This window comes from Aquabacterium sp. (assembly GCF_044226965.1).
Classification (GTDB): domain Bacteria; phylum Pseudomonadota; class Gammaproteobacteria; order Burkholderiales; family Burkholderiaceae_C; genus Pseudaquabacterium.
Window position 1 is genome coordinate 187,171 of record NZ_JBGAGA010000001.1, and the last position, 24,377, is coordinate 211,547.

General features: G+C 71.0%; 20 protein-coding genes. 10 read left to right on the top strand and 10 right to left on the bottom strand.

Translation table 11 applies throughout. The features are described from left to right. Positions 1-2 precede the first annotated feature (2 nt). From ACILR4_RS00895 to ACILR4_RS00915, 5 genes are read left to right on the top strand one after another with little or no spacing between them, the layout of a single operon-like run. The gene (locus tag ACILR4_RS00895; RefSeq protein WP_395698912.1) at positions 3-1,184 is read left to right on the top strand and encodes a glycosyltransferase family 4 protein; all 1,182 of its coding nucleotides are present in this window, start codon (positions 3-5) and stop codon (positions 1,182-1,184) included. Further along, the gene (locus tag ACILR4_RS00900) at positions 1,156-1,914 is read left to right on the top strand and encodes a PIG-L deacetylase family protein (protein WP_395698913.1); all 759 of its coding nucleotides are present in this window, start codon (positions 1,156-1,158) and stop codon (positions 1,912-1,914) included. Before ACILR4_RS00895 ends, ACILR4_RS00900 begins: the two co-directional genes overlap by 29 nt. Next, entirely contained in the window at positions 1,911-5,252 is a 3,342-nt protein-coding gene (locus ACILR4_RS00905; RefSeq protein ID WP_395698914.1) for a glycosyltransferase, read from the top strand. Before ACILR4_RS00900 ends, ACILR4_RS00905 begins: the two co-directional genes overlap by 4 nt. Further along, positions 5,249-7,864, top strand: a complete 2,616-nt coding sequence (locus tag ACILR4_RS00910; protein ID WP_395698915.1) for a glycosyltransferase — start codon at positions 5,249-5,251, stop codon at positions 7,862-7,864. Before ACILR4_RS00905 ends, ACILR4_RS00910 begins: the two co-directional genes overlap by 4 nt. Then, entirely contained in the window at positions 7,864-9,114 is a 1,251-nt protein-coding gene (locus tag ACILR4_RS00915; protein WP_395698916.1) for a glycosyltransferase, read from the top strand. The genes ACILR4_RS00910 and ACILR4_RS00915 overlap by 1 nt, the downstream gene beginning before the upstream one ends. Positions 9,115-9,142: 28 nt before the next feature. Here the strand turns inward: ACILR4_RS00915 and ACILR4_RS00920 are convergent, their stop codons facing one another. The 8 genes from ACILR4_RS00920 to rfbD all read right to left on the bottom strand — a co-directional run bounded on the left by ACILR4_RS00920 (position 9,143) and on the right by rfbD (position 18,075). Next, the gene (locus ACILR4_RS00920; protein ID WP_395698917.1) at positions 9,143-10,387 is read right to left on the bottom strand and encodes an O-antigen ligase family protein; all 1,245 of its coding nucleotides are present in this window, start codon (positions 10,385-10,387) and stop codon (positions 9,143-9,145) included. Next, complete coding sequence (locus tag ACILR4_RS00925; protein ID WP_395698918.1) at positions 10,384-11,292, bottom strand: hypothetical protein; 909 nt, start codon at positions 11,290-11,292, stop codon at positions 10,384-10,386. Before ACILR4_RS00925 ends, ACILR4_RS00920 begins: the two co-directional genes overlap by 4 nt. Positions 11,293-11,308: 16 nt before the next feature. After that, the gene (locus tag ACILR4_RS00930) at positions 11,309-12,391 is read right to left on the bottom strand and encodes a glycosyltransferase family 2 protein (RefSeq protein ID WP_395698919.1); all 1,083 of its coding nucleotides are present in this window, start codon (positions 12,389-12,391) and stop codon (positions 11,309-11,311) included. A 150-nt stretch (positions 12,392-12,541) separates the two neighbouring features. Continuing rightward, complete coding sequence (locus ACILR4_RS00935; protein ID WP_395698920.1) at positions 12,542-13,846, bottom strand: OmpA family protein; 1,305 nt, start codon at positions 13,844-13,846, stop codon at positions 12,542-12,544. Further along, positions 13,843-15,420, bottom strand: coding sequence for a serine/threonine-protein kinase (locus ACILR4_RS00940; protein WP_395698921.1), 1,578 nt, complete (start codon positions 15,418-15,420; stop codon positions 13,843-13,845). The genes ACILR4_RS00935 and ACILR4_RS00940 overlap by 4 nt, the downstream gene beginning before the upstream one ends. 103 nt (positions 15,421-15,523) lie before the next feature. Further along, positions 15,524-16,576 carry an NAD-dependent epimerase/dehydratase family protein gene (locus tag ACILR4_RS00945; protein ID WP_395698922.1) on the bottom strand — a complete coding sequence of 351 codons (1,053 nt, stop codon included), beginning with the start codon at positions 16,574-16,576 and terminating at the stop codon, positions 15,524-15,526. A gap of 21 nt (positions 16,577-16,597) precedes the next feature. Continuing rightward, positions 16,598-17,161, bottom strand: coding sequence for a dTDP-4-dehydrorhamnose 3,5-epimerase (gene rfbC / locus ACILR4_RS00950; RefSeq protein ID WP_395698923.1), 564 nt, complete (start codon positions 17,159-17,161; stop codon positions 16,598-16,600). After that, a complete protein-coding gene (rfbD, locus tag ACILR4_RS00955) occupies positions 17,158-18,075 on the bottom strand; it encodes a dTDP-4-dehydrorhamnose reductase (RefSeq protein ID WP_395698924.1) in 918 nt (305 codons plus the stop codon). Before rfbD ends, rfbC begins: the two co-directional genes overlap by 4 nt. A 174-nt stretch (positions 18,076-18,249) precedes the next feature. Here rfbD and ACILR4_RS00960 point away from each other — a divergent pair, with 174 nt between their 5' ends. Next, positions 18,250-19,689: a DEAD/DEAH box helicase gene (locus ACILR4_RS00960; RefSeq protein ID WP_395698925.1), complete on the top strand. Its 1,440-nt coding sequence runs from the start codon at positions 18,250-18,252 to the stop codon at positions 19,687-19,689. A gap of 14 nt (positions 19,690-19,703) precedes the next feature. Here ACILR4_RS00960 and ACILR4_RS00965 read toward each other — a convergent pair whose 3' ends face one another. Further along, the gene (locus tag ACILR4_RS00965; RefSeq protein WP_395698926.1) at positions 19,704-20,474 is read right to left on the bottom strand and encodes an SAM-dependent methyltransferase; all 771 of its coding nucleotides are present in this window, start codon (positions 20,472-20,474) and stop codon (positions 19,704-19,706) included. Further along, positions 20,471-21,073, bottom strand: coding sequence for a Maf family nucleotide pyrophosphatase (locus tag ACILR4_RS00970; protein WP_395698927.1), 603 nt, complete (start codon positions 21,071-21,073; stop codon positions 20,471-20,473). Before ACILR4_RS00970 ends, ACILR4_RS00965 begins: the two co-directional genes overlap by 4 nt. A 155-nt stretch (positions 21,074-21,228) precedes the next feature. Between ACILR4_RS00970 and ACILR4_RS00975 the strand changes: the two genes are divergently transcribed. The 4 genes from ACILR4_RS00975 (at position 21,229) to ACILR4_RS00990 (ending at position 24,355) form a co-directional block, all read left to right on the top strand. Further along, a complete protein-coding gene (locus ACILR4_RS00975; protein WP_395698928.1) occupies positions 21,229-21,759 on the top strand; it encodes a YceD family protein in 531 nt (176 codons plus the stop codon). Positions 21,760-21,862: 103 nt separating this feature from the next. Then, complete coding sequence (rpmF, locus tag ACILR4_RS00980) at positions 21,863-22,045, top strand: 50S ribosomal protein L32 (protein WP_395698929.1); 183 nt, start codon at positions 21,863-21,865, stop codon at positions 22,043-22,045. 250 nt (positions 22,046-22,295) lie between these two features. Further along, positions 22,296-23,354: a phosphate acyltransferase PlsX gene (gene plsX / locus ACILR4_RS00985; RefSeq protein WP_395698952.1), complete on the top strand. Its 1,059-nt coding sequence runs from the start codon at positions 22,296-22,298 to the stop codon at positions 23,352-23,354. Beyond that, the gene (locus ACILR4_RS00990) at positions 23,351-24,355 is read left to right on the top strand and encodes a beta-ketoacyl-ACP synthase III (RefSeq protein WP_395698930.1); all 1,005 of its coding nucleotides are present in this window, start codon (positions 23,351-23,353) and stop codon (positions 24,353-24,355) included. Before plsX ends, ACILR4_RS00990 begins: the two co-directional genes overlap by 4 nt. The last annotated feature ends 22 nt before the right edge of the window (positions 24,356-24,377 follow it).

The following is a 24,377-nucleotide window of genomic DNA, read 5'->3' on the forward strand; positions in this document are numbered from 1 at the left end:
GCATGCGCATCCTCCACGTCACGCGCGAGGTCGCCAGCGACCGCCGCTTCGGGATCGGCCGCAGCCTGTCGCCGGTGGTCGAGGCCCTGCAGGCGGCCGGTCACATCGTGCGTTATCTGACCCAGGAAGACCAGGGGCCGCGTGCGCGCGAATGGCAGCGCCGCTGGACCCTGCGGCTGGCGCCGCTGGCCCAGCGCTGGCTGGGGCCCGCCGGCGGCACGCTGGCCGCGATCTGGATCGAACGCCTGAACATGGGTCGGCTGGCGGCCAAGGTGGTGGCCAACAGCCCGGTCGACGTGGTGCACCTGCACGACCCCTGGACCGCCTGGGGCTTCCGCCTGGCGCGGCTGGTCCACCGCGGCGCGCCGTGCCGCTGGGGGCTGACCGAGCATGGTTTCGGCGCCTACACCGACGCGATCCGCGAGGAGGGCGTGCCCTTCTCGGCGCGCCTGCTGCGCCTGCACCGCCGGCTCGAGGCGCGCATCCTGCGCGCGGCGCAGTGGGTCATCTGCCCCAGCGCGGCGGCGGTGGCCCAGCTGGCGCGCGACCTCGGGTTGCCGGCAGCGCCCGCGCACTGGCATGGCGTGCCGCATGCGCGGCCCCAGCTCGCGCTGCCTGGGCGCGACGCGGCGCGTGCGGCACTGGGCTGGGCCGGTGATGCCTGCCAGGTGCTGGCCGTGGGCCGGCTCAATCCCGTCAAGCGCTTCGAGGCGCTGGTGCAGGCCTGCCTGCGCCTGCAGCGTCCGGTGCGGCTGACCATTCTGGGCGAGGGCGATCCCGCCCCGCTGCAGCGCCTGGTGGACGAAGCGGCAGCGCCGCAGCTGGCCCTGCAGGTTGCGGTGGTCGACGACGTGGCACCGTACCTCAGCGGCGCCGACCTCTACGTCAGTACCGCGCTGAACGAATCCTTCGGCATGGCCAATCTCGAAGCGCTGGTGGCCGGGCTGCCGGCCATCTGCACCGCGGTGGGCAGCGTGCCGGAGGTCACCGGCGGCCGCGCCTGGCTGGTGCCGGGCAGCGGGCCTGGCTGGATCGACGACCTCGCGGCGGCCATCGGCGAGCTGATCGACGACCCGCGGCGGCGCCAGGCCATGGGCCAGGCGGCCGCCCGGCATGCTGCGGCGTGGCCCGATGCGGCCGCGATCGGACAACGCTATGAAGCGATTTATCAAGGCCTGGCGTGAGCGTGGCGCGGCCGCGGTGCCCGTGCCGCCGGCCGCCGAGACCCTGGCAGCGGACGCGTTGTGCGCGCTGCCGGCCGCGCTGCCGGTGGCCGACGCGCGGCGGGTGATGGTGCTGGCGCCGCACCCGGACGATGAGACCATTGGCTGCGGCGGCCTGCTGCTGCAACTGGCCGCCGCGCGGGTGCCCACCCGGGTGGTGCTGGTCAGCGACGGCGCCGGCGCCGGCGGCCTGCCGCCCGGGGCGGACGAGGTCCGCTACGCCGAATTCCGCGCCGCGCTGGCACGGCTCGGCCAGCCCGACCAGGTCTGGCTGCGCCTGCCCGATGGCGCGCTGGCCGAAGCGCCGACCCTTGCGGCCTGCATCGAGGCCGAAGTGCGGGGTTTCCAGCCCCACTGGCTGCTGGCGCCCGCCGCCGACGACCTGCACCGCGACCACCGTGCCGTGGCCGAAGCCGCGCGCCGCGCGGCCTGCGCCGTCGGCGCGGTGGACTGGCTGCTGCACTACGAGACCTGGGCGCCGCTGGCGCTGACGCACGTGCTGGACATCACCGCCGAACTGCCGGCCAAGCTGCAGGCACTGCGCTGCCACGAGACCGCGCTGGCCTGCGGCAACTACCTGCCCGCGGCCGAGGGCCTTGCGCGTTATCGCGCCCTGATGCTGGGCCATCCGGTGCCCGAAGGCGCGGCAGAAGGCTACCGCTGCCGCGAGCGCAGCACGGAGTTCCGATGAGCGCGGCGATCGACCCTCCGGGCGACGGCAACGGCAACGGCAACGGCGCCAGCGTGGCGATGCGCGGCCCGCTCGTCAGCGTGCTGATCCGCAGCATGGACCGCGACACGCTCGCCGACGCCCTGGCGGCGGTGGCCGCGCAGCGGGCCGACGACATCGAGGTGCTGGTGGTCAATGCCGGCGGCCGACCCCACCGGCCTCTTCCGGGCGCGTGCGGGCGCTTCGCGCTGCGGCTCGTCGAGCCGGCCGATGGCGCTGCGCTGCCCCGCGCCGCCGCGGCCAACCTGGCGCTCGAGCGGGCCGCGGGCGACTGGCTGCTGTTCCTGGACGACGACGACCTGATCGATGCCGACCACATCGCGCGCCTGCGTGAGGCGCTGGCCCGCGCGCCCGGCCGCGCGGTGGCCTACGCCGGCGTGCGCCTGCTCGACGCGCAGGGCCAGCCGGCAGGCGTGCTGGACGAGGCTTTCGACGCGTGCCGGCTGTGGTTCGCCAACTACCTGCCGATCCATGCCGTGATGTTCAGCCGTGCGCTGGTGCAGCAGCACGGCCTGCGCTTCGACGAATCGTTCGAGGTCTACGAGGACTGGGACTTCTGGCACCAGCTGGCGGCGGTGCAGGACTTCCTGCACGTGCCCGGCACCTCGGCCAGCTATCGCCTGATTGGAGCGTCCGGCCTCAGTGCCGGCCGTGACGCCGCGATGACCACCCGCGCACGCCAGGCGATCTACCGCAAATGGCTGCCGCAGCTGTCGGCCGACAAGCTCGAAGGCCTGGCCGCGGCCGCCGAACGCTGGCGCGCCGAGCGCGTGCAGCACAGCGACGCGCGGGAAGCCGCCGAGCGGGCGTTGATGCAGCAGCAGGCACTGGCCACCGAGCGCCTGGACCAGCTGCAGCGCCAGCGCGACAGCCTGGCGGTACAGCTGGCCGACAGTGCCGAGCAGCTCCGGAGCCTGAAGCAACAGGCGCAGCATGAGCTGGCTTCGGCGCAGGCCTACCAGCAGCAGCTCGAAGCCCACGTGAAGTCCGCCGAACGCGACTACCGCGTGCTGGAGCAGGGCTACCGGCAGGTCACCGGCTCGCTGTCCTGGCGCATCACGGCACCGCTGCGCGCGCTGCGCTCCGCCGCACAGCCTGAGGCCCTGCGGCGCGCGGCCCGCGCCACCCTTCGTCGGACGGCCCTGGCGCTGCCGGTCTCGCCGCAGACCCGGCAGCGCATCAAGGTCTGGCTGGCCGGGCGGGCCTGGGCCGCGCCCTTGCTGCGCTGGCTGGCGCCGCCGGCGCCGCCGACCGCAGCCGGGGAAGGCGCCAGCCCCCAGCCGCCGGCGCTGGACAAGGAGGCCGTGCGCGCCGACGCCGAGCAGGCGCTGACGCAGTTCCTCGCCAGTGGTCGCCAGCTGCGCCTGCCGGTCCCGGCGGGCGCACCGCGCGTCTCGGTCATCGTCGTGCTGTTCAACCAGGCCGGGCTGTCGCTGCAATGCCTGCAGGCGCTGGCGGACAGCCGCGGCGTCGACTTCGAGACGCTGGTGGTCGACAACGCCTCGAGCGACCGGGTGCCGCAGCTGCTCGAGCGCGTCAGCGGCGCGCGCCTGCTGCCGCAGCGCGAGAACCTGGGCTTCCTGCGCGCGGTGAACCTGGCCGCGGCCGAGGCCCGCGGCGAGTACCTGCTGCTGCTGAACAACGACGCGCTGGTCGAGCCCGACACGCTGGCGCACGCGGTGGCCCGGCTCGACGGCGACCCGCGCATCGGCGCGGTCGGCGGGCCGATCCTGCTGTGGGACGGCCGGTTGCAGGAAGCCGGCAGCATCATCTGGCGCGACGGCAGCTGCCTGGGCTACGGCCGCGGCGAGTCGCCCGATGCCGGCCCCTACCGCTTCCTGCGCGAGGTCGACTACTGCTCCGGCGCCTTCCTGCTGCTGCGCCGCGAGCGCTTCGCCTCGATGGGCGGCTTCGACGATGCCTATGCCCCGGCCTACTACGAGGAGAGCGACCTCTGTGCGCGGCTGTGGGAAGCGGGCCAGGCAGTGGTGTTCGACCCGAAGGTGCGGATCCGGCACTTCGAGTTCGCCAGCGATGACGGCCAGGGCCGGGCGATCGCACTGCAGGCGCGCAACCGGCTGCGCTTTGCCGAGAAGCACCCGGCCTTCCTGGCCGCCCGCCCGGCGCCGGACCTGGCCCGGCTGCTGCAGGCACGCCAGCGCCTGCCGGCCGGCGCGCGCCGCGTGCTGTTCATCGACGACCGCGTGCCGATGCCCTGGCTCGGCCAGGGCTACCCTCGGGCGGCGAGCTTCGTGGCGGCGATCGTCGCGGGCGGCGACTTCGTCACCCACTACCCGCTGCAGTTCCCGCACGAGCACTGGGACGACGTGCGTCGCGCCCTGCCCGAGTCCGTGGAGGTGATGCTCGACGAAGGCCTGGCCGGCATCGCCGGCTTCCTGGCCGCGCGTGCCGGCTTCTATGACCTGATGGTCATCAGCCGGCCGCACAACATGGACGTTATCAACGCGCTGCGCGCGAACCATCCGGCGTGGTTCGAGGACACCCTGGTCGTCTACGACGCCGAGGCCCTGTTCTCGGTGCGCGACATTGCAAAGGCCGCGCTGCAGGGCCAGGCGCTGCCGGCGGCGGAGCAGCAGCAGATGATCCGGCAGGAGCTCGCACTGGCGCGGGGCGCCGATCGCGTGGTGGCCGTGTCCGAGGCCGAGGCCCGGCACTACCGGCAGACCGGCTTCGCCGACGTGCAGGTGCTGGGCCATGCGCTCGCGCAGCGGCCCGTGTCGGTGCCGCTGTCCGCGCGCAGCGGCTTCCTCTTCATCGGTGCCGTGCCCTTCGACGATTCACCCAACGGCGACAGCCTGATCTGGTTCATCCAGGAGGTCTGGCCGCTGGTCGTCCAGGACCTGGGCGAAGCCGCGCGGCTGGACATCGTCGGACCCTGCGAATCGGCCACCCTGCGGGCGCTGGCCGGCGCCTCGATCCGCATCCACGGGCAGGTGCCCAGCGTCGAGCCCTTCCAGGATGCCGCGCGCGTGTTCATCGTGCCCACCCGCTATGCCGCCGGCATCCCGCACAAGGCCCACGAGGCCGCCGCCGCCGGTCTGCCGATGGTGGTGACGCCGCTCATCGCCGAGCAGCTCGGCTGGACCGAGGCCGTCGCCGTCGGTGCCAGCGCGCAGGCGTTTGCCGAGGCCTGCGTGCGCCTGCACCGCGACGACCTGGCGTGGCAGACCCAGCACCGCGCCCTGCAGGACCTGGTGGCGCGCGACTGCAGCCCGGCGGCCTTCGAGGCGGCGGTGCGGCGCATCGTGGCGGTGCCGGTGAGGGCGGCTGCGGCATGAGCCTCGGCGGCGAACAGCGCGCCGCGGCGCGCGTCAGCGTGCTGGTGCGCTCGATGGACCGGCCCAGCCTTCCGCGCGCGCTGAACTCCGCGCTCGGGCAGACCTACCCCTCGCTGCAGGTGATCGTGCTGGCGGCAGCGGGCGGACGCCTGGCGATGCTGGAGCGGGTCGATCAGGCAGCACAGGGCGGACGCATCCGGGCCATCGATCCCGGACGGCCGCTCGACCGGGCGGCGGCGGCGAACGCGCTGCTGGCCGCTGCGGGGAGTGAGCTGCTGCTCTTCCTGGACGACGACGACTGGCTGCTGCCCGAGCACGTGCAACGCCTGGTCGACGCGCTCGAGCCGCATCCGGAAGCGGTGGCCGCCTACGCCGGCGTGCGCTGTGTCAGTGGCGACCCCGAGGCGCCGACCACGGTGCATCTGTTCGACGACGACGTGCGGCCGGTCGACATGCAGCTGCAGAACCGGCTGCCGATCCATGCCGTGTTGTTCCGTCGCGCAGCGCTGCAGTCCGCGGTACCGCTTCGGTTCGACGAGCAGCTCGGCCAGTTCGAGGACTGGGACTTCTGGCTGCAGTTGATGGCGCGTGGCCCCTTCGTGCGTGTGCCGGGGGAATCGGCTGTCTACTGGCTGGATGCGGCCAGCGGCTCCGGCCACGCGGACGAGGGCAGCGAGCGGCGGCGTCGGATGCTGTACCGGTTCGGCGAGCGGCAGCTGGCGCGCTGGACTCCCGACGACGTGGTGGCGCTGATCCAGGATAACTCGGAAAAGACGCGTCTCCACAACCAGCGGCAGCAGCAGCTGGCAGCCGAGCTGTCCGAGACGCGAAGCCGCGCTGAGGCCTCGCTGGCGCAGGCCCACGCGCTGCTTGCGCAGGCCCAGGATGCCTTGGGGCTCGCCCGATCCCATGTGCAGGCGCTGCAGGCCGAGAGCGCGAGCCAGCGCCAGGAAATCGTCGCCTTGCGGCGCGAGGGTGACCTGCTGGCTGCGCTGCGGCTCGAGCACCTGGCGGCCATCGAACGGCTGCACCAGCAGGTGGCTGGATTGCTCGGCTCCACCTCCTGGCGCGTGACCAAGCCTCTGCGCCTGGCCGGCAGCGCATGGTGTTGGCTGCGCGGCGGGCGCCTCCAGGTGCTGCTCGGCAATGGCGGGCTGGCCTTGCGCATGGCCCTGCGGCGCAGGGGGTGGCTGGGCTTCCTGCGCCAATGGCCACGCTACCTGGCCCAGATGCGGCGGCACCTCGGCGAACTCTCGCGTCCGGCCGCCGTGCCGGGGGCCAATCCCTTTGCCGGGGTGGCCGGCGCCACGGTGCCCTTGCGTCTGCACCCGGAGATCAGTGGCGCCGAGTCGGTCATCGAGGCCAAGGTCTCGGTCGTCATCCCCACGTTCAATGGCGGTGACGAACTGGTCTGGCTGCTGCGAAAGTTGCAGGGCCAGCAGGCCGTGCGGGCGGTGGAGATCGTCGTCGTCGACTCCGGCTCCACCGACGGCAGTGCCGAGCGCGCCCGGGCGCTGGGTGCCGTGGTGGTCGAGATCACGCAGGCGGAGTTCAGCCACAGCCACGCCCGCAACCTGGGTGCAGAGCGGGCCACTGGTGACCACCTGCTGTTCATGGTGCAGGACGCCTATCCGGTGGGCGAGCTGTGGCTGTACGGGCTGCTGCGCTTCCTGATCGATCATCGGGACGAGGGGGTCGTTGCGGCCTCCTGCGCCGAGTACTGCCGCAGCGACAGCGACGTGATGTACGACAGCATGGTCCACACGCACTATCGCTTTCTGGGCTGTCTCGAAGCCGATCGCATCGGCCGCCATACCGGCGACGACCACATGGCACTGCGCTCGATGGGCCAGCTCAGCGACGTCGCCTGCCTGATTCCGCGCGAGTTGTTCCTGCGCCATCGCTATCGCGGCGACTACGCGGAAGACCTGGACCTGGGCATTCGTCTGATCCGCGCGGGCCACCGCATCGCGATGCTGGCGTCGGTCAAGGTGATCCATTCGCACAACCGGCCGGCCTGGTACTACCTGAAGCGATCGTTCGTCGACGTGATCTTCCTGGTGGGCCTGTTCGACGACTTCCATTGCCCGCCCTGCGCGTCGGTGCACGGTCTGCTGGCCGGCGTGGCAGCGGTGGCCAACCGGGTGGGCGACTGGCTGCGCGAGCAGGCGCCGCGCCTGCAGACCGAGGCGCCCGGCCAGGTGCTGGCCGACTGGATCGTCACTGCTCGGCAGTGGACCGTGCCGGCATGGCCGGTGGCGATTGCCGGCGGTCTGGGCGATGCGCGCGTCGAGTCCTTCCTGCACGAACTGGTCGGTGGCGCCGGTGGCCTGCCGCCCGGAGACGCCCGGACTGCCACGGTGCAGGCGCGCGACTTCGTCGATGCCTTCATGGCGCGCATCGACCATTTCAGCCAGTACGCGTCCGCGGTCTACGGTGTCGGCGATCCACGCCTGCATCTGGAAGTGGCTGACGCGGTGCGCAAGACCTTCGCCGCCACCGTCGGAGCCGCGCTGGCCTACCTGTACCTCGACCGACGCCAGGCACCGGAGCAGGACGCCGAACGGCTGTGGATCGAGGCGCTGTTCACGCACCTGAAGGCGGGCGTCTGATGCGCATCCTCTACATCCTCCATCAGTTCTATCCCGAGTTCGGCGGCGGCACCGAGCGCGTCGCGCTGAACCTGGCGCGCATGGCACAACGTGCCGGCCATGCGGTGCGGGTGCTGGCCTGCATGGTTGACCCGGCCCGGCACCGCGGTGTGCCCTGCGAAGGCCTGGACGGGGCCGTCGACACCGTGGTCGACGGGGTGCCGGTCACCCTGGTCGACCGGGCCGCATTGCCCGCATCGGCCGAGCACGGTTTCGAGGTGGACGAGGCCCTGGCCAAGCGGCTGACGGTCTGGCTCGCGCAGCAGCGCCTCGACGTGGTGCACGTGATGCACACGATGCGCATGGCCACGGCGGTCGCGGCAGCCCAGCGCGCAGGCCTGCCGACCGTGGTCACGCTGACCGACTTCTTTCCGGCGTGCCTGCGGGTGAACCTGATCGACCAGCAGGATCGGTTCTGTGCGGGGCCGGCGCTGGGACAGGCCTGTGCACGCAAGTGCCAGACGCCAGCCTGGCCGGCGGCCGCGCTGGCGGCGCGCTATCAGCACGCCCATGGGCTGCTGGCCGGGGCGGCGGTGCGTGTCGCCCCTTCGCGCTTTGTCGCCGAGCGCTATCGCGAAGCATTTCCGGACCTATCGTTTCATGTGATCGGCCATGGCGTGGACCTGTTGGCACTCGCCCGCGGCCGGTCCGCGGCGACGCCTGACCGTCCCATGACGCTGGGTTTCATCGGAACCCTGATCGAGGCCAAGGGCCTGCAGGTGCTGCTGCAGGCGCTGGCCAGCCGGCCGCTGCTGCCGCTGCGCCTGCAGGTGGCCGGGGCCTTCCATGGTCCCGAGTCGTTCCAGCAGCGGCTGCGCACGACGATGGCCGCCGATGCCCGCGTGCAGTGCCTCGGGCCGTGCACCGCCGAACAGGTGGCGCGCCTGCTGCACGGCATCGACCTGCTGTGCCTGCCGTCGCTGGTGCCGGAGACCTTCTCGCTGGTGCTTCACGAGGCCGCTGCGGTGGGCGTGCCGGCGCTGGTCAGCGACCTGGGGGCGCCCCCGCAGGTGCTGGCCGCGGGCGGCGGCATGGCGGTGCCGGCTGGCGATGTGCCTGCCTGGGCCGATGCGCTGCAGCGTTGGTCCGAGGACGAAACGCTGCGGGCAGCCTGGAGGCGCGGGGTCAGGCTGCCGCTGCGGGTGGAGGAGGAGGCCTTTCTCTATGAAGGCCTGTACCGGGCCGCGCGTGGCGCCACCGCAGTGGCCTAGGCGAGTGCTACCGAGGCGCGTGAACGCATCAGGTGTTGGGTGAAGCACTGGCGCCTGGCTGTCGGGGTGCGCGCATCAACGCCCCGGCAAACCCCGCCAGCAACAGCAGCGGCAGCGAGAACTTCGAGTCGCGGATCACGACGTTGAACAGGCCGGTCCAGGCGACGGCGGTCCACACCAGCAGCGCGGCCTGGCCATCGGGGCCGGCGCGCCAGGCGCGCCACAGCTGGCCGCCCAGCAGCCACAGCAGCAGCGCGATGCCGACCAGGCCCAGCTGCGAGGCGACCAGCAGGTACTCGTCGTGCGGCGTGGTGTGGATCGAGATCAGCAGGCCGGGCTGCACGCGCTTGCGCCACTCGCCCAGCCAGCTGCCCACGCCGTGGCCCAGCAGCGGCCTTTCGCGCACCATGTCCAGCGTGTGCTCGGCCAGCCGAAGGCGCATGCCCCAGCTGGTGGCGGCCGCGTCCGTTGACTGATAGGTGCGCAGCTCGTTCAGGCCTTCGTCGATGCGTCCGCGCACGCTGGGCGAGAACTGCCAGGCCGCGGCCGACAGCGCCGCCACCAGCAGCACCAGCAGCAGTCCGCGCCAGGCCGAGCGAAGCCGTGACATGCCCAGCACCGCCAGCAGGACCGGCAGTGCCACCATGCCGGTGCGGCGGTCCTGCAGCGCCAGCCCGGTCAGCGCCAGCAGCGTGGCCAGCAGCCAGGCCAGGCGCTGCTTGGGCGTGGCGGCCTGCAGCAGGTGCAGCAGGCACACGGCTGCGCCCAGCGCCAGCACGAGCGAATTGACGATGCGCTGGTTGCCCTGCGCCTCGACCGTGCTGTGCCAGAGCACGCTGGTGCTCAGGGGCAGCGCGCCGACATGGCCGAGCGCGGTGGCCGCGCCCACGACAGCCGCGGCCATGCCGAACTGGCGCAGCATCAGCCGCGCCGCGTCGGCCGGGCAGGCCAAGGCGATCACGGGTGCGATCAGCAGCATCGCGTAGAGCCAGACCTGCGCGACGATCAGGCTGGTGGCCGCCTGCGACCAGGCGACCGAGGCCAGTGTCAGCCCCCAGAACGCGGCGGCGGCGCGGAAGCCGGGGTCGTGCAACAGCGCTTGCCAGCGCCGCTGCCGACCCAGGGCCACCAGCGCGGCGAGCGCACAGCCCAGGTAGGCCAGGTACTTGGCGCCGACCGACAGGTAGGCGGCCCAGGCGCAGGCACCGGCCAGCAGCAGCAGCCAGTGCGGGCTGGGGCCGGCTTCGGCCGGCCGGGTTGGGGTGGCGTTCATGACAGCTCGCGGCTGAAGAGCCCGACGACCACGCCGCGCAGCAGGGCCCACAGCTTGGCGATGCGCGCCGTTTCGGCCAGCGTGATGCCCACTGCCTCGTAGCCCAGGCGTGTGAAGCACAGGAAGGCGAAGGCCGGCTCGCGCCACAGGTTGCGGCGCATCAGCCAGGCGGTGTTGCGGCCGATCAGGTAGCGCCGCGCGGGCGAATGGCCGCCGGCCTGCATCTCGCGGCCGAACAGCGTGAAGCGGCGGCGCTCACCGATGGAATGGGCGAACTCGTGCTGCCCGGCCACATGCAGCGACAGGCCCGCGGCGCGGGCACGCAGGCAGTACTCGGTATCGACATGGTCGATGCGCAGCCCTTCGTTGAAGGGACCGATCGCGCGCAGGGCGGCGACGCGCCACACCGACATCGAATTGATCACGAAGCTCACGGTCTCGATGGTGTCGAACTGACGCGGCAGGTAGCTCAGGCGCCAGCGCTGCAGCTGGATGTGCTTGCCGCGCAGGCCGGTGGCGCGGTCGCGGTACGCCGGCGCGACGGCGGCGGTGTGCGCCTGCTGCAACAGCGCGTGCACCGCGGGATCGGCCAGCAGCGCGCTCAGCACGCCAGCGTCCGAGTCTTCGTCGAGCAGCACGATCTGGTGCAGGTCGGCATGGGTCAGCAGCAGGTGGGCGCAAGCCCGGTTGTAGGCGCCGGCCAGGCCGCCTTCGTTGCGATTGACCAGCACGCTGAGGTGGGGGTCGCGGGCCAGCCTGGCCACCGCCGGATGGCCCTGCGGCGCATTGTCGACGACGACGACATGGCCCACGCTGGCCTGCAGCTGTCGCACCAGCGCAGCGGGATCGGACTCGGGGCGATAGAGGACGACGATCGCGGCCGTCGAGGCTGCCGCCGGACTCACGGCCGCCTCACTGCGGTCAAAGCCGGTTGATCAGCGCGGCGAGCGTGATGCCCAGATTGCCCAGCGTGGTCTGGCGATGGATGCCGGCACGCCGGAGTCCCAGCAGGCGCGGACCCAGCCAGCGCCGGCGCGCGCGGACGAACTCGTCGAGCACCTGCTGGCTCTCGGGGGTCATCAGGTGACGCACGCGTTCAAGCGCCGCCAGGTTGGCATCCACCCAGCCACGGAAGCGGCCCTGCAGCAGCAGACGCGCGCGCTTGAGTTGCGCCAGCGGGCTGATGTTGGAACCGAACTGGTTGTTGCCGTGCTGGCGATAGCGCACCGTGGGGTAGACGTCGTAGTGCACCTGGCCGCCGCAGCTGGTGACCAGCATGTAGGCCCACCAGTCGTGCGTGACGGCCTCGACGTCTTCGCCGGCCGTGCGCAGCAGGTCGCGCGCGGCCCGGTTGAAGACCATCGTGTTGCCGCCGGCGATGCTCTGCACCAGCGCATTGCGGAAGCTCGGCGGGCGCTCGAACAGCGGCGAGTAGCCGATGTGCTGGTTGCGCGCGTCGACCAGCAGCGTGCGCGAGCCGTACAGCGCCGGCACGTCGGCCGGGATCGTCTTCAGCCAGGCGACGGCCCGCTCGAGCTTGTCCGACTCCCAGATGTCGTCTTGGTCGGCGTAGGCGAAATAGTCGGCGTCGATGTCGGCGCGGCAGGTCAGCGACAGGAAGTTGGCGGTCGAGCCTTCGGCCGGGCCGGCGTGGATGGAGAGCCGATCCTCGCCCCAGTGCGACTGGTAGTACTCCAGGATTGCGTGCGTGTAGTCGTCCGAGCCGTCGTCCGAGGCCCAGATGGCCCAGGCCGGATGGGTCTGCGTGGCGATCGAGTTCAGTTGCTCGGCCAGGAAGTGCTGCGCCTGCATCGTGCACAGCAGCACCGCGACCTTGGGCACCGAAGGGTGGGGCCGGTGCAGCAGCGACTTCAGCGAAACCAGCGGAATGACGCGGCGGAACTCTTCCCAGGGCGACAGCAGTTCGGCAACGGTGGAACGTCGCGCGGCGACTTCGGTGCCGTTGCCGGCGGCGTCGATGGGTTTTTCTTGTGGCCTCGCCATGTCGACGGACAGTTTAACCGACTCTGTGAGGGTTCTCACGGATCAGACCGCCAAGCTGTTGATTTGACTGATGATTTGACGAATCGTTACGGCGGCGTGCATCCTCTTCACAGAGGAGGAACGCCGGGCCGCAGGCGGCTGCGACGGGATTCAGCAGCCGATGACCTTGAACTCGACGCGCCGGTCCAGCGCGTCGCTGGCATCGTCGTGCCCGTTGCCGACCAGGGTTTCGCGCGAGCCGACGCCGCTGGTGATCAGGCGCTTGGACAGCGCCGGCGCTGCCCGTTCGATCTGCCGCTTGATGTGATCGGCCCGCAGTTGCGACAGCCGCTCGTTGACGGGTTCGGGGCCGGTGGGGCTGGCGTGGCCGGTCACTTCCATGCAGCTCTGGCGCTTGCTGGCCTGCGAGGCCAGTTCCATCAACCACAGCTGGTAGGGGTTGGCGGTCGGGCCGGTCTCGTTGGCCAGCACGGCCGAGCCCGAGCGGAACAGGAACTTCACGCCCAGGCGCTTGTTCTCGAGGCCGTAGTCCACGAGCTGGCCGAAGGCCTTGATCGCTTCCTGCTTGCGGCCCAGGCGCCAGTTGGCCAGATACAGCCCGCTGTAGCTGCGCAACTGCTGTCCCTCGGGCGATTGCAGCACGGTCTCGTACAGGTCGCGGGCTTCCTTGAAGCGGCCGGCATCGTAGGCGTCGATGGCCTCGCTGATCAGCGACGCGGCGACGATGCGGTTGATGTAGAGCGGGCTGATCGGATCCCCCGCCCGCGTCCCCTGGCAGGTGCGGATGTAGCCCAGCGTGGCAGGGTCTTCGGTCCAGGCCGGCGTGTCGCGGAAATAGGTCAGCGGCGTGACATCGACGCCGTCCGGTTGCGCGAAGGCCAGCCCCTTGCTGACGAGCTTGCCGGTCTTCAGGTCAGCCAATGCCAGGCAGATGCGGAAGGCCTCGCGCTTGCCTTCGGTCTTGCGGTCCTTGTTGACGCCAGTGAAGGTGCCGATCAGCACCACCGGCGACTTCTGCACATTGGCCGCGGTGAAGGGCTGCACCTCGTACTGCGGGTAGTGCTCGCGGATCAGCTGCACGATGCGCGCACCCATGGCCTGGGTGGCCTTCGACTGCAGGCCGGTCATGCCATCGATCAGGGGATCGATCACGATCGTGTGCCGCGGATGCGGTGGCTCGGAGGGCAGCAAGGACTTGCCCAGCAGGTTGTTCGCGGCGCTGAGCACCGCTTCGTCGTAGGGCAGGACGGGCGGCGGCGCGGCGGGCGCGGCGGCCGGGGCGGGGGCGGCCGCGGGCGCCGGGGCGGGTGCCGTGGTCACGGGTTGGTTCTCCTGCGCCGGCGGCACCGCCTGCGGCGCGGGTGCACTGGCACAGGCGGCCAGCAGCAGGGCACTCAGCGGAGCGGGCAGCCAGCGCGGGAATCGGCGTTGGCGAGGGGCCTGCGGGGTGTTCATCGCTTGCACTCCTTCTGGAAGACGGCCAGGTTTTCCGGAGACAGATCTTCGCCCAGTTGCAGCCGCTGCAGCAATTCGGCGCAGCGACCTGCCGTGGCCGACCGATAGCCGGCGGTGGCCGGGCGAGCCTCGGATTTCGCGGTCACGGGTGCCGGTGCGGGCCCATGGGCGGCCGGTGCCCGGGCGGGTGGCGCAGCCGCTGGTCCTGGGCTCGGGGCCGGCACCGTGCCGATGCTGGCGGCCACCGGTTGCGCCGCGACAGGCGTCGCCGGCCCTGCGGAGGCTGCCACGGGGCCGGCTGGGGCCGTCGGTGTCGGCTTCAGCGTCGCCGCGGCGCTGGCCGGGCGCAGGCTCGGCGCCGCGGGGCCGGGCGTGGCCGCTGGCCGCCACAGCCACACCGCAGCTGTCGCGGTGCCCAGGCCCAGCAGGCCGGCGATCCAGGGCCAGCGTGGCGCGGCCCCCGGCCTGGCGGCCGGCGTGGGCAGGGGCCTCGGTGGCGGGTGGCCGGCGCTGGCCGAGGCTGTCGCGCCGGCAGCGTGCGGTGGCTGCGCCGGGGCCGGTCGGGGCACCAGCGTGGGCATCGGGATGGGCAGCAGGCTGGTGTTGGGCTGCGGCACGGCAGTGCCTGGCCGCAGGCTCTGCGTGGCATTCGAGCGCGAGGGAGGCGCAGGCGCGAAGATCACCGTCGCCTCCGGGTCGACATAGCGCGGCGCCGGTGCTGCGGCCGGCAGCGGCAGCGCGATCGCCTGGCGCAGCTGGGCCGCGAACTCGTTCGCGCTCTGGTAGCGCTGATCGGGGTTCTTGGCCAGCGCGCGGCGCACGATCGCGTCGAACACCGGCGGCACCTCCGGGTTCGCGACCGAGGGCGGCACGGGATCTTCGGTGAGGATCTTGCGCTGCACGGTCCACTGCCCGTTGCCCGCGAACGGACGCTGGTGCGTGAGGAATTGGTACAGCACCACGCCGGCGGCAAACAGGTCGGCCCTCGAACCCACCGCCTGTCCCTGGATCTGCTCAGGCGACATGTAGTTGGGCGTACCGACCATCGTGCCGGGCACGGTGCGGTCGGCATTCGAGTCGGCCAGCCGGGCCACGCCGAAGTCGGTGAGCTTCACCCGGCCCTGGCGGTCGACCATGATGTTGGCCGGCTTGATGTCGCGGTGCACGATGCCGTGCTCGTGTGCATACGCCAGCGCGTCCAGCAGTTCGCACAGCATGCGCACGGCGGTCGGCCGGTCGAAGAACTGCTTGCTCTCGAAGTGCTGCGCGAGTTCGCGCCCCTCGATGAACTCCATCACGATGTAGGCGACCTCGTCCTCTTCGCCGAAGTCGAACACCGTGACGATGTGCGGGTGGTTCAGGCGCGCCACGGCCTGGGCTTCGCGCAGGAAGCGGGCCGAGTATTCGGTGGCGACCGTGTCGTCGAGCAGGTGGCTCTTCAGGATGGTCTTGATCGCCACCCGGCGGCCCAGCTTGGGGTCTTGCGCCTCGTACACCATGCCCATGGCGCCGCGCCCGAGCACGCGGCCGAGCTGGTAGCGTCCCAGCTGGGTCAGGGCTCCGGGAAAGTTCATGCGCGAGAGGGGCCGAGTATCGGGCCGTGGGCGGCAGGCACCATGCGCACGAGTATAGGAAGCCGCCCCTCGGCCGCAGTTGGCCGAAGGTCAGCCCCGGCGATCAGGCGCTTGCGCTGGCCGCTTCGCGCGCGGCGTACCAGCCGGCCACAACGGCCATGCCGGCACGAATGTCGTGCGAGGGCACGTAGCCCAGCCGGTCCCGGGCCTTGCCGATGTCCGCGCGCGAATGGCGCACGTCGCCGGCGCGGAAGTCGCGGTACTGCGGCGCGGGCACCGTCAGCCCGGGTCGGCAGGCCATGAGTTCACGGCCCAGCATGCCGTGAAGCTCGTTGAGCGAGGTCTGGTCCCCGACCGCGACGTTGTAGACCTCGTTCAGCGCGTCGCCGCGGTCGGTGGTGGCGCTCAGCAGGTTGGCCTGCACCGCGTTGTCGACGAAGCAGAAGTCGCGGCTGGTGAGGCCATCGCCGTTGATGAACACCGGTTCGCTGGCCAGCATCGCGGCTGCCCAGCGCGGGATCACGGCTGCATAGGCGCCATTCGGATCCTGGCGCGGCCCGAACACGTTGAAGTAGCGCAGCCCGATGCCGGCGAGCCCGTAGCTGCGTGCGAACACCGAGGCATACAGCTCGTTGACATACTTGGTCACCGCATAGGGCGACAAGGGCTGCCCGATCGCATGCTCGACCTTGGGCAGGCCGGGATGATCGCCATAGGTCGAGCTGCTGGCGGCATAGACGAAGCGCTGCACGCCGGCATCCCGCGCGGCCACCAGCATGTTCAGGAATCCGCCGACATTGACATCGTTCGAGGTGATCGGGTCGGCCAGCGAGCGCGGCACCGAGCCGAGCGCGGCCTGGTGCAGCACCAGTTCGACCCCCTGGCAGGCGGCCTGGCAGTCGGCCAGGCGTCGGATGTCGCCCTCGACCATGCGGAAGCGGGCCCAGGCCTGCGGCCCGACCTGTTGACGCACATCTTCCAGGTTATGACGGTGGCCGGTGGCGAAGTTGTCGAGACCGACCACGCGCTGGCCCAGCGACAGCAGCGTCTGCAGCAGGTGGCTGCCGATGAAGCCGGCCACGCCGGTGACGAGCCAGGTGCGCGGTGCCTCGCGCAGCCGTTGCTGCAATTGGGCGTAGGGGGTCGGTGCGGTCATCGGGGTGCCTCGGGCGGGTGATCAGGCAAACACCTCGGCCTGTGCGAAGGCGGGCGCAGCGGCGTCCTTGGGCGCCAGTAGCGGTTGCAGGCCGGTGGGCCAGTCGATGCCGATCGTCGGGTCGTTCCAGGCGATCGAGCGCTCGCAGTCCTTCGCGTAGACGTCGGTGGTCTTGTAGAGGAAGCGGGTGTTGTCGGCCAGCGCGACGAAGCCGTGCGCGAAGCCTTCGGGAATCCAGAGCTGGCGCTTGTTGTCGGCGCTGAGTTCCACGCCGACCCACTGGCCGAAGTGCGGCGAGCTGCGCCTGATGTCGACTGCCACATCGAAAGCGGCGCCGTCGGTGACGCGCACCAGCTTGCCCTGAGGATGCGGCGGCAGCTGGTAGTGCAGCCCGCGCAGCACGCCGGCGCGCGAGAACGATTCGTTGTCCTGCACGAAGGGCCGCGGCGCCGGCAGACCGAGCGAGGCCAGGCCGGCCACAAAGCGCGGCTGGCTGAAGCTCTCCATGAACCAGCCACGGTCGTCGCCGAACACGGCGGGTTCGATGATCACGACGCCGGGCAGGCGGGTGGCGCTGAATTTCATGGTGTTGGCGTGGCGGGCAGGTGCAGCGGCAGGTTCAGGGCTTCGGCCAGCATGCGTTCGACCCCGGCCTGCCAAGGGGGCAGCTGCAGGCCGAAGGATTCGCGCAGTCGGCGCGTGTCCAGCCGGGAATTGAGCGGCCTGCGCGCCGGCGTCGGGTAGGCGCTGCTGGGAATCGGCAGCACCGCATCGGCCGCGACGTGCAGAGCGTGGCCGCGCGCACGCGCCCACTCGATCACGTGGCGCGCATAGGCGCACCAGCTGGTTTCGCCGGCGGCGCAGGCGTGGTAGGTGCCGCCGAGCTCCGGGCGGGCCTGCACGCTGCGCAGCAGGTGCGCGGCAATGTCCGCCAGCAACTCGGCACCGGTGGGCGCACCCACCTGGTCGTCGACGACGGTCAGCCGGTCGCGCTCGGCGGCCAGGCGGAGCATCGTGCGAGCGAAGTTGCCGCCGCGTGCCGCATAGACCCAGCTGGTGCGCAGGATCAGGTGCCGGCAACCGCTGGCGCGGATCTGGTTCTCCCCGGCCAGCTTGCTATGGCCGTAGACGCTGAGCGGGCCGGTGGCGGCGTCCTCGCTGCGCGGCAGGTCACCGCTGCCATCGAAGACATAGTCGCTGCTGTAGTGCAGCAGCCAGGCGCCGCAGGACGCGGCTTCGCGGGCCAGCACACCGGGCGCATCGGCATTGATGGCGTGAGCCAGCGCGGGCTCGCTCTCGGCCTTGTCGACCGCGGTGTAGGCCGCGGCATTGACGATCACGCCCGGCCGCACGCGGCGCACCAGGGCAGCCAGTGCTTCCGGCCGCGAGAAGTCGGCCCCGTCGTCGCGCCCGACGGCAATCACTTCGCCCAGCGGCGCCAGGGCGCGCCGCAATTCCCAGCCGACCTGCCCGTCGGGACCCAGCAGCAGCAGCTTCATCGGGCAGGGAACGGCGGCGGCAGCGATCGCGCGAGCATGGGCATTCGCGAGGCCGGTCGGCACGCCGGCGAGGAAGAAGGATCCCAGGATTCTACGGGTCGGGTTCCGGCGTGCCCGGGGCCTTGTCCGCCTACGATCTCACGTACCGGGCCAGTCAGGGATAATCCCCGGTTCATGACAGACACTGCTTCACCTGCCGACACTGCCGCCGCGCCGCAGAAGTTCGACACCCTCGCGCTCGATGCCAAGCTGCTGCGCGCCGTCGCCGACTCCGGCTACACGGCATTGACGCCGATCCAGGCCAAGGCGATTCCGATCGTGCTGGAGGGACGCGACGTGATGGGCGCGGCGCAGACCGGCACCGGCAAGACCGCAGCGTTCACGCTGCCCCTGTTGCAGAAGATGCTGCGGCACGAGAACGCCTCGATGTCGCCGGCCCGCCATCCGGTGCGCGCGCTGGTGATCGCGCCGACGCGCGAGCTGGCCGACCAGGTGGCCAACAACGTCAAGACCTACGCCAAGCACACCGACCTGCGCGCCACCGTGGTGTTCGGCGGCATCGACATGAAGCCGCAGACGGCCGAACTCAAGCGTGGCGTCGAGGTGCTGATCGCCACGCCGGGCCGGCTGCTCGATCACATCGAGGCCAAGAACTGCGTGCTGAACCAGGTCGAGTACGTGGTGCTCGATGAAGCCGACCGCATGCTCGACATCGGTTTCCTGCCCGACCTGCAGCGCATCCTGTCCTACCTGCCCAAGCAGCGCCAGACCCTGCTGTTCTCGGCCACGTTCTCGCCCGAGATCAAGCGCCTGGCGCAGAGCTACCTGCAGGATCCGGTGACGGTGGAGGTGGCGCGCCCGAACGCGACGGCATCGACCGTCGAGCAGCGGTTCTACAGCGTGGCAGAGGACGACAAGCGCCGCGCGCTGCGCCACCTGCTGCGCGAGCGCCAGATCGGCCAGGCCATCGTGTTCGTGAACTCAAAGCTCGGCGCTGCACGCCTGGCAAGGGCCTTCGAGCGCGACGGCCTGAAGACCGCGGCCCTGCATGGCGACAAGTCGCAGGACGAGCGCCTGAAGTCGCTGGACGCCTTCAAGCGCGGCGAGGTCGAACTGCTGGTGGCCACCGACGTGGCCGCGCGCGGGCTCGATATTGCCGACCTGCCGGCGGTGTTCAACTTCGACGTGCCGTTCAATGCGGAGGACTACGTCCACCGCATTGGCCGTACCGGCCGCGCCGGCGCCTCCGGCCTGGCTGTGACGCTGGTCGACCGCGAGGACGCACGGCTGGTTCAGGACATCGAGAAGCTGATCAAGAAGAAGATCGAGCTCGAGGCGCTGGAAGTCGACGACGATCGGCCGCGCCGCGTGCCGCGACGCCGGGACGACGACGAGGAACGGCCTCGCGAGCGCTTCGATGCGCCGCGCCAGGGCCAGGCGCCGCAGCGGCCTGCGCAGGATCCTTTCTTCGACCGCCCCTACGAGCCCAGCCCGAACCATGCCCAACCGGAAGCCAAGCCGGCTGAGGCCAAGCAGGCGGCGCATCGTCTAACGCCCAACATACGCGCCAAGCGCAAGGTCGCAGCGCTGCTGGGCGGCAGCAGCGGCAGCTGAAGCGCAGCGGGCGCTCAGCCCGCCAGAAAGCTGAAGACGGCCGGCATGCGGTCCGGCAGCGTGGCGGTCTGCTCGCGCCACTGCCGCGCCGGCAAGGTGCGGCACCAGCCGCCCGGCAGGGTCAGCCCGCAGGCCACGGCCAGGCGCGTTTGCGGTTGCAGGTGCTCAGCCAGGGCCGCCAGCAGGGCGCCGTTGCGATAAGGGGTCTCGATGGCGATCTGCGTCTGCCCGAACCTGCGTGACAGGGCTTCCAGCTCCCGGATGCGGGCGGCACGCGCGGTGGCCTCCACGGGCAGGTAGCCGACGAAGGCAAAGCTCTGGCCGTTCAGACCGCTCGCGGCGAGCGCGAGCAGCAATGACGAGGGTCCCGACAGCGGCTCGACCGCGATGCCCAGTGCATGCGCGGATTGCACCAGGCCGGCGCCCGGGTCCGCCACGGCCGGCAAGCCTGCCTCGGACAACAGGCCGATGTCGTGGCCGCTCATCGCAGGCGCCAGCAAGGGCTGCAGGTCCGGTGCGCCTGCTGATGCGGTGCCGACGCCCTTGCGTGGTCGCGGCAGTTCGACGATGTCGATGGCCTGCAGCGGCAGCGCCAGTGGACAGACCTGATCGACGCGCTTGAGGAATGCGCGGGTGGTCTTCGCGTTCTCGGCGACCCAATGGCTCAGGCCCGCGGCGCGGGCGATCACGGCGCGCGGCAGGACCTGGTCGAGCGCGGTCTCGCTGTCGGTGCCCAGGTCCAGCGTGTTCGGCACCAGCCACAGGCGCCCGAGTGGCGCGCTCATGGCGGCGACCGCAAGGGGTCCAGCCCGGCCTCGCGCAGCAGCGCGCAGGTGCGGATCAGCGGCAGGCCGACCAGCGCCGTCGGGTCGTCGGACTCGATGGCGTCGAGCAGCGCAATGCCCAGCGTCTCGCACTTCGCGCTGCCGGCGCAGTCGTAGGGCTGCTCGGCGCGGAGGTAGTGCTCGATCTCGGCATCGTCGAGATCACGGAAGCGCACGGCCACCGGCGCCAGCAGCACGCGCTCGAAGCCGGTGGCGGGGCGCACCACGGCGACCGCGGTCTGGAAGACGACGCCACGACCGCGCATGGCACGCAGCTGGGCCACCGCCCGCTCGTGCGTGCCGGGCTTGCCGATCGGGGTGCCATCCAGGTCGGCCACCTGGTCGGAGCCGATCACCACGGCGCCGGGATGGCGCGCCGCGACCTCGCGGGCCTTGTGCAGCGCCAGTCGCCGGGCCAGGTCTGCCGGGCGTTCGCCGGGTGCCGGGGTTTCGTCGACCTGCGGTGCCACGGACTCGAAGGGCAGCCGCAGCCGTTCGAGCAGCTCGCGCCGATAGCGCGAGGTGGAGCCGAGGATCAGGGGCGGTGGGGTGGTCGACATGCGACGGATTGTCCCATTCCGCCCTCGTACACTGCGAAGATGCTCCGCCCCCAGCTCACTTCGTTCGGGCCCCTCGTGCGGGCGTTGCTTTCCTTCCGGCGGCCGGGCGGAAACCCATGAAGCCGCGTTCGCATGACCCGCTGCACCTCGATGTGATGGCCTTTGCCGGCGAAGGCGCTGCCCTGGCCGGCGAATGGCCGGCCGATCAGCTGCCACGGCTGCTGGGAAGCCAGGCGCCCCCGCAGGACGCGCTGTTGGCTGGCGTGCGTTGGCAGGTGCGCGGCGAGCGGCGGCCGGTGTCCGGCGGCGAGCCCGAGCTGTGGCTGCACCTGCAGGCCGAGGCGAGGGTCTGGCTGACCTGCCAGCGTTGCCTGCAGCCGTTCGAGGAGTCACTCGAGGTGCAGGCTCGGGTGCGTTTCGTGCGCGACGAGGCCCAGGCCGAAGCCCTGGACGCCGAGTTGGAAGAGGACGTGCTGGCGCTGCCGCGCTGGTTGGATCTGCGCAGTCTGGTCGAGGACGAGCTGCTGCTGGCCTTGCCCCTGGTGCCGCGCCACGCGCAGTGCCCGCGGCCGCTGACCTTGACCAGCGACGCGGCAGGGCCGCAGGAGGCTGATCTGGCGGAGCGGCCAAATCCGTTTGCCGTGCTGCAGGCCCTCAAAGGGGCGAAGCCGCCGAAACTCCGCTGATCGACCGGGTCGGTCAGCGCGACAGCGGGGATGCGTGCTATAGTCGCGGGCTTTCCCTCACGGGTACGTGCCGCCATTTTCGGGGCCCGATCAGGAGAATTTCATGGCCGTTCAGCAGAACAAGAAGTCGCCCTCGAAGCGCGGCATGCATCGCTCGCACAATGCCCTGGTCAACCCGGGCACAGCGATCGAGCCCACCACCGGCGAAGTGCACCTGCGCCATCACATCAGCCCGACCGGCTTCTACCGTGGCCGCAAGGTGCTGAAGAGCAAGCAGGACGCCTGAGTCCGGTGTGTTGTCCGGGTGCCTCCCTCGATGCACCCGCACACGATGAAGGATTCGAAACATGCCCGGCCCCGTGTGCCACGCGGCCGGGCATTGTCGTTGGTGGCAACCACCCGGGCAGGGGTCGCCCGCTTGTGCGCGGCGGGCGCTTCGCCTACTGTCGCGCTTCGTTCTTGATCGTCACGGCCGCCCGCGCCGCGCGCCCCGATAACACGTGTCCTCGACGTCGCCATTGAAACCACTTGAACGGGTGCGGCTGGCCATCGACTGCATGGGCGGTGACCACGGCCCGAGCGTCACGCTGCCGGCCTGTAAGACCTTCCTGGCGGCACATCCGCAGGCGGAGTTGCTGCTGGTCGGCACGGCAGAGGCCTTGCAGCCAGCCGCAGGATGGGAGCGCTGCACGCTGGTCGCGGCTACCGAGGTGGTGACCATGGACGATGCGGTCGAGGTCGCCCTGCGGCGCAAGCGCGACTCGTCGATGCGCGTGGCCATTGCCCAGTTGAAGGCTGACGAGGGCGGGACGGCGGCGGCCGATGTCTGCGTGTCGGCCGGCAACACGGGCGCCCTGATGGCGCTCGCGCGCTACGTGCTCAAGACCTTCACCGGCATCGACCGGCCGGCCATTGCGGCGCTACTGCCCAACGCGCGCGGCGGTTTCACCAAGGTGCTGGACCTCGGTGCGAATGTCGACTGCACTGCCGAGCACCTGCTGCAGTTCGCGGTGATGGGCAGTGCCTTGGTCAGTGCCCTGGATGGCAAGGAGGATCCCAGCGTCGGCCTGCTGAACATCGGCGAAGAGGTGATCAAGGGCAGCGAGACGATCAAGCGTGCGGGCGAACTGCTGCGCGCGGCCGCCGCGGCCGGGCAGATCAACTTTCATGGCAATGTCGAGGGCAACGACATCTTCAAGGGCAGCACCGACCTTGTCGTGTGCGATGGCTTTGTCGGCAATGTCGCGCTGAAGAGTTCCGAGGGTGTGGCTGCGCTGATGACGCAGATGATCAAGCAGGAATTCACCCGCGGCCCGCTGACCAAGCTCGCTGCGCTGGTGGCGCTGCCGGTGCTCAATCGCTTCAAGGCCCGCGTCGATCACCGGCGCTACAGCGGCGGTGCGCTGCTGGGCTTGCGCGGGCTGGTGTTCAAGGCCCATGGTTCGTCGGATGCCTTCGCTTTCGAGCAGGCGATGGCGCGGGCGTATGATGCCGCCCGCAATCGCCTGCTCGACCGCGTGCACGATCGCATCCGCGATACGCTGGCCGTGCTGCCGGCGGCGCCGGATGCGCCGGCAGCGGCCCACGCTGCATGACATCCTCCTCTTCCGCTTCGAACGCCCCGCGCTTTTCGCGCATCACCGGCACCGGCAGCATGCTGCCGCCGCGCCGCGTCACCAATGCCGAACTGGCAGCCGAACTGGCGGGGCGGGGTGTCGAGACCTCCGACGACTGGATCGTCGCCCGCACCGGCATCCATGCGCGTCACTTCGCGGCGCCGGATGTCAATTCCAGCGACCTGGCCGTGCAGGCCGCGCGCCATGCGCTGGAAGCTGCCGGCCGGCACGCTGACGAGATCGACCTGATCATCGTCGCCACCTCGACGCCGGACATGGTGTTTCCATCGACCGCCTGCATCGTTCAGCAGAAGCTGGGCGTGCAGGGCTGCGCGGCGTTCGACCTGCAGGCGGTGTGCTCGGGCTTCGTCTACGCGCTGACGGTGGCCGACTCGATGATCCGCAGCGGCGCCGCCAGCAAGGCGCTGGTGATCGGAGCCGAGGTGTTCTCGCGCATCCTCGATTTCAACGATCGCGGCACCTGCGTGCTGTTCGGCGACGGCGCCGGTGCGGTCGTGGTCGAGGCCAGCGATCAGCCGGGCATCCTGGCGTCCGACCTGCACGCCGACGGCCGGCATGTCGACATCCTGTGCGTGCCGGGCCATGTGTCCGGCGGGCAGGTGCAGGGCAGCGCGCTGCTGAAGATGGATGGCCAGGCCGTGTTCAAGCTTGCCGTCGGTGTGCTGGAGGCGGCCGCGCGCGCCGTGCTGGCCAAGGCGGGGCGCCAGGATGCGGACATCGACTGGCTGATCCCGCATCAGGCCAACATCCGCATCATGGAAGGCACTGCCCGCAAGTTGAAGTTGCCGCTGGAGAAACTGATCGCCACGGTCGGTGAGCATGGCAACACCTCGGCTGCCTCGATCCCGCTGGCGCTGGACCATGCCATTCGCTCGGGTCGCATCCAGCGCGGCGATACCCTGATGCTCGAAGGTGTCGGTGGTGGCTTCACATGGGGCGCCGTCCTGGTCGATCTTTGAGTCGCACCCGTCCTTTCTCGAT

Coding starts and splice junctions, on each gene's coding strand:
- rfbC (WP_395698923.1), bottom strand. CDS start 17,161: ATGAAATTCAGCGCCACCCGCCTGCCCGGCGTCGTGATCATCGAACCC.
- ACILR4_RS00900 (WP_395698913.1), top strand. CDS start 1,156: ATGAAGCGATTTATCAAGGCCTGGCGTGAGCGTGGCGCGGCCGCGGTG.
- rpmF (WP_395698929.1), top strand. CDS start 21,863: ATGGCCGTTCAGCAGAACAAGAAGTCGCCCTCGAAGCGCGGCATGCAT.
- ACILR4_RS00930 (WP_395698919.1), bottom strand. CDS start 12,391: ATGGCGAGGCCACAAGAAAAACCCATCGACGCCGCCGGCAACGGCACC.
- ACILR4_RS00920 (WP_395698917.1), bottom strand. CDS start 10,387: ATGAACGCCACCCCAACCCGGCCGGCCGAAGCCGGCCCCAGCCCGCAC.
- ACILR4_RS00965 (WP_395698926.1), bottom strand. CDS start 20,474: ATGAGCGCGCCACTCGGGCGCCTGTGGCTGGTGCCGAACACGCTGGAC.
- ACILR4_RS00895 (WP_395698912.1), top strand. CDS start 3: ATGCGCATCCTCCACGTCACGCGCGAGGTCGCCAGCGACCGCCGCTTC.
- ACILR4_RS00940 (WP_395698921.1), bottom strand. CDS start 15,420: ATGAACTTTCCCGGAGCCCTGACCCAGCTGGGACGCTACCAGCTCGGC.
- ACILR4_RS00990 (WP_395698930.1), top strand. CDS start 23,351: ATGACATCCTCCTCTTCCGCTTCGAACGCCCCGCGCTTTTCGCGCATC.
- ACILR4_RS00970 (WP_395698927.1), bottom strand. CDS start 21,073: ATGTCGACCACCCCACCGCCCCTGATCCTCGGCTCCACCTCGCGCTAT.
- rfbD (WP_395698924.1), bottom strand. CDS start 18,075: ATGAAGCTGCTGCTGCTGGGTCCCGACGGGCAGGTCGGCTGGGAATTG.
- ACILR4_RS00975 (WP_395698928.1), top strand. CDS start 21,229: ATGGCCTTTGCCGGCGAAGGCGCTGCCCTGGCCGGCGAATGGCCGGCC.
- ACILR4_RS00945 (WP_395698922.1), bottom strand. CDS start 16,576: ATGACCGCACCGACCCCCTACGCCCAATTGCAGCAACGGCTGCGCGAG.
- ACILR4_RS00935 (WP_395698920.1), bottom strand. CDS start 13,846: ATGAACACCCCGCAGGCCCCTCGCCAACGCCGATTCCCGCGCTGGCTG.
- ACILR4_RS00905 (WP_395698914.1), top strand. CDS start 1,911: ATGAGCGCGGCGATCGACCCTCCGGGCGACGGCAACGGCAACGGCAAC.
- ACILR4_RS00960 (WP_395698925.1), top strand. CDS start 18,250: ATGACAGACACTGCTTCACCTGCCGACACTGCCGCCGCGCCGCAGAAG.
- ACILR4_RS00915 (WP_395698916.1), top strand. CDS start 7,864: ATGCGCATCCTCTACATCCTCCATCAGTTCTATCCCGAGTTCGGCGGC.
- ACILR4_RS00910 (WP_395698915.1), top strand. CDS start 5,249: ATGAGCCTCGGCGGCGAACAGCGCGCCGCGGCGCGCGTCAGCGTGCTG.